Annotated in this window: 5 protein-coding genes; all 5 read right to left on the bottom strand. The window is 62.8% G+C overall.

Annotation, left to right across the window (positions count from 1 at the left end; genetic code table 11):
- A partial coding sequence (locus EGI20_RS16605) for a pyridoxal-phosphate dependent enzyme (protein WP_498632809.1) occupies positions 1-617 on the bottom strand: 617 nt, incomplete at its 3' end.
- A complete protein-coding gene (locus tag EGI20_RS16610; protein WP_160795286.1) occupies positions 604-1,227 on the bottom strand; it encodes a phosphoribosylanthranilate isomerase in 624 nt (207 codons plus the stop codon). The genes EGI20_RS16605 and EGI20_RS16610, both read right to left, overlap by 14 nt.
- Positions 1,228-1,240: 13 nt before the next feature.
- Positions 1,241-2,029 (bottom strand): tRNA pseudouridine(38-40) synthase TruA, encoded by a 789-nt coding sequence (truA, locus tag EGI20_RS16615; protein WP_498632811.1) that lies wholly within the window; start codon positions 2,027-2,029, stop codon positions 1,241-1,243.
- Positions 2,026-2,664, bottom strand: a complete 639-nt coding sequence (locus EGI20_RS16620) for a hypothetical protein (RefSeq protein ID WP_498632813.1) — start codon at positions 2,662-2,664, stop codon at positions 2,026-2,028. The genes truA and EGI20_RS16620 overlap by 4 nt, the downstream gene beginning before the upstream one ends.
- The coding region (locus tag EGI20_RS16625; RefSeq protein ID WP_498632814.1) for a hypothetical protein at positions 2,651-3,478 on the bottom strand (828 nt) is incomplete at its 5' end. The genes EGI20_RS16625 and EGI20_RS16620, both read right to left, overlap by 14 nt.

The raw sequence follows: 3,478 nt of genomic DNA on the forward strand, positions 1-3,478 counted from the left end.
ACCAGCATCGGATAAGGATGCGGACCGGCGGCGGTACCCAGAATATAGAAGGTCGAATCGACATTGGTCACCCAGTCGCGCATTGCCTCGTTCAGCGCATCTTTCAGCGTTTTTGAGCCGGACTCTACCGGCACCACGGTCGCGCCCAGCAGCTTCATGCGGAACACATTGGAGGCCTGGCGCTTGATGTCCTCGGCGCCCATATACACTACGCACTCCATGCCGTAGCGCGCCGCCACCGTCGCGGTGGCGACACCATGCTGGCCGGCACCAGTCTCGGCGATCACCCGCTTTTTGCCCATACGCCGCGCGAGCAGCGCCTGACCAATGGCGTTATTGATCTTGTGCGCGCCGGTGTGATTCAAGTCTTCACGCTTGAGCCAGATCTGCGCACCACCGAGCGCCTCCGACCAGCGCCGCGCATGATAGACCGGGCTTGGGCGGCCGACATAATGCGCCAGTTCGTAATGGTACTCCGCCCAGAATGCCGGGTCGGCCTTGGCACGCGCGTACTCGGTCTGCAATTCGTCCAGCGCAGCCATCAGTGTTTCTGCCACATACACGCCCCCGTGCAGGCCGAAGTGGCCTGCCGCATCGGGCAGATCATAATGATCCATGTCTTGCTCCTGAAATGAAGGCTGCCATACGGGCAGCGTCCTTGATTCCTTTTGCGCTCTCGACCCCACTGGAGACATCCACCGCCGCCGGATGCACCTGGCGCAGCGCCGCCGCAATATTGTGTTCATCCAGCCCGCCAGACAGAATCAGCGGCAGCGGCAAATCCTCGGCCAGCAAACTCCAGTCAAACGTCTGGCCGGTGCCGCCATGCACGCCCTCGACAAAGGCATCGGTCAGCAGCCCACGTGCGCCGGCATAGCGTTTGGCCATGGCGGCAAGGTCAGTGCCGGCCTGCACCCGTACCGCCTTGAGATAAGGGCGATGGAAACTGGCACAAAATTCCGGACTTTCGTCGCCATGAAACTGCAGCACATCCAGCGCACACTCGGCCAGTACCGTGTCGACCCACTCGCGCGTGGCATCGACAAACAGGCCGACCACACTGACAAAAGGCGGCAGCGCGGCAATAATGGCCGCGGCACGGGCTATCGACACATTGCGCGGGCTTTTCGGGTAGAACACCAGACCGATCGCGTCCACGCCCAGACGTGCTGCTTCCACACCGTCTTCCACGCGGGTAATGCCGCAAATTTTCACGCGTACCGCCATAGCTGAAATCCCCTTAGCGCCACAAAGCCAGCCGTGCCGGATCCGGCACGCTGGGCAGACAAAAATGTTCGGGATAACCGACCCCGGTCAGGTACAGCCCGTCGGGCATGAAGGTCGGCGGTGCCTTGGTGCGATCTGCCGCCAGCAACAGGGCACTCATACCGTCTGCGTCCAGACTGCCTTTACCGACATACACCAGCGCGCCGACGATATTGCGCACCATATGGTGCAAAAAGGCATCCGCCTTGAAATCGAAACGAATCAGGCCGTCGCTGGCACTGATATCCAGTAACTGCAAATCCTTGACCGGCGTCTTGGCCTGACACTCGGCGGCGCGGAAGCTGGAAAAATCATGCCGGCCGATCAAGCGCTGTGCCGCTTCCCGCATCGCCTCCACATCCAGCGCACCGTAATACCAGCCTACCTTGCCTGCCGTCAGGCTGGGGCGCACCGGATGCGACAGCAGAAAATAACTGTAGCTGCGCGAAAACGCCGAAAACCGCGCGTGAAATACCTCGTCCACTTCGCGAGACCACACGACCGCCACTTCAGCCGGCAGGTGTGCATTCACGCCACGCACCCAGGCGTTCAGCGGGCGCTGCGCCCGGGTCTCGAAATGCACCACCTGCATCGCCGCGTGCACACCGGCATCGGTCCTGCCGGCGGCAATGGTGGTAATCGGCTCACCGGCGATAATGCTTAGCGCGGCGTTCAATTTGTCCTGTACGGTATTGCCATGCGGCTGGGTCTGCCAGCCGGCAAAGGCACGGCCATCGTATTCGAGGCCCAGCGCCACTCTCATGCCCAAACTTTCATTAACAATCCTGTTATCAGCCATGCAGCCAGCACAAAAACATATTCGCGCTTACGCCAGCGGCAAAGTCTCAACTCTACCTGATCGGGGCCAACCGCTGCTACGCCCTGCTGCAACAAGCGGCGCATTTCCTGCAATAAAGTGCGAAATGGCAGGCTGATCAGGCGCTCGGCATGGTAAAGCGTCAGCCAGAGACGCAAAGCCAGAGTTTTAGCCGGCAAACCCAGACGCGCCAGCGGCGCACAAAGCTGGTACAGCGCGGCGAGCATGGCCTCACGCCCGGCAGACAACCACAAGGCGCGCACCAGCCATACTGCAACCAGCAGCCGCATCGCATGCACCGCACCGGCTTGCAAGCCTTGCCAGGTCGGTGCCCACAGGCTGTCAAAGACAGCGTCCCCCGGCAGCGTCCAGCCCATCAGCAGCAAAAGCGACAGCAAGAGATAACGCATACGCCTGAAAACGGATAGCAGCAGCGCAGGATGCCGCCAGAGCAGGCCTGCCGCCAGCACGGCTGTCAAGCCGCTCAGCCATAAGGGCGGCATCACCGCCAGCAGCAAAACCAGCGCCAGCCAGGCACACAGCCAGGCACCCGGTGCTAAAAACCACTCAGTCCGCTGCACGTACATCCCGAGCCAGATCTGCAGCCCCGTCACGCTCACCCATTTCGGCAAACAGGCGCGCCAAAGCCAGCTCGGCCGAATCGGCCTGTGCGGTCTGTTCAGCTGCAGCCACATCAGGCTCGGCCATACGGTACAAGGCATTCTCAGGATCCAGCCCCTGTCCCATGCGCACAACGGCGCCCCACGCCTCACCCTGACCCGCGCTATCGGCCAGCACTTCGTGCGCCAGCGCAGCAAAAGCGGCGCGTTCACCATTTAACGCCAGTTGCTGCAACTGCTGCAGCCGCGCATCAGGCACCGACTCCGGCGCAGCGGCAATATCCGGCTCTGGCTCTTCAGGGCGGCGCGGCGCGGCCTGAACTGCCGCCGGCACGCGCCCGCCCAGCCTTGCACGATTGCGGCGCGCCAATTGCCAGGCAAGCAGGCTCATCACGGCAATACCACCTGCCCCACCGGCAAGCCAGCGAGCCAGTTCCTCGTCCAGCGACGCATCCTCCACGACGCCGCTATCCTCAGGCACAAGCAGCGCAGACAGGCGCACGACCTCCTTTTCCAGCGCAGCCAGACGCGCCTGCGCCTGTTGCAGCTGTACAAGCTTGTGCTCGGCCAACGCCTTGTCCGCCGCGACTTGCGCCTCGATGTCCGCCCGCACAGCCACAGGGCCAGGGCCAGGTGCGGGTGCGGGTGCGGGTGCGGGTGCGGGTGCGGGTGCGGGTGCGGGTGGAGCAAGCTTAGCTGCGACAGCCGGTGAAGGCGCCGCTGCGCGCGTACTGATATCAGGCAGGCGTAATAACGCCCCTGCCCGCAAACGGTT

It is taken from the genome of Aquitalea sp. S1-19 (assembly GCF_024343515.1).

What these genes read in the sequence shown, in the direction of transcription:
- EGI20_RS16610 (WP_160795286.1), bottom strand. Translation starts at nt 1,227, where the DNA reads ATGGCGGTACGCGTGAAAATTTGCGGCATTACCCGCGTGGAAGACGGT.
- truA (WP_498632811.1), bottom strand. Translation starts at nt 2,029, where the DNA reads ATGAGAGTGGCGCTGGGCCTCGAATACGATGGCCGTGCCTTTGCCGGC.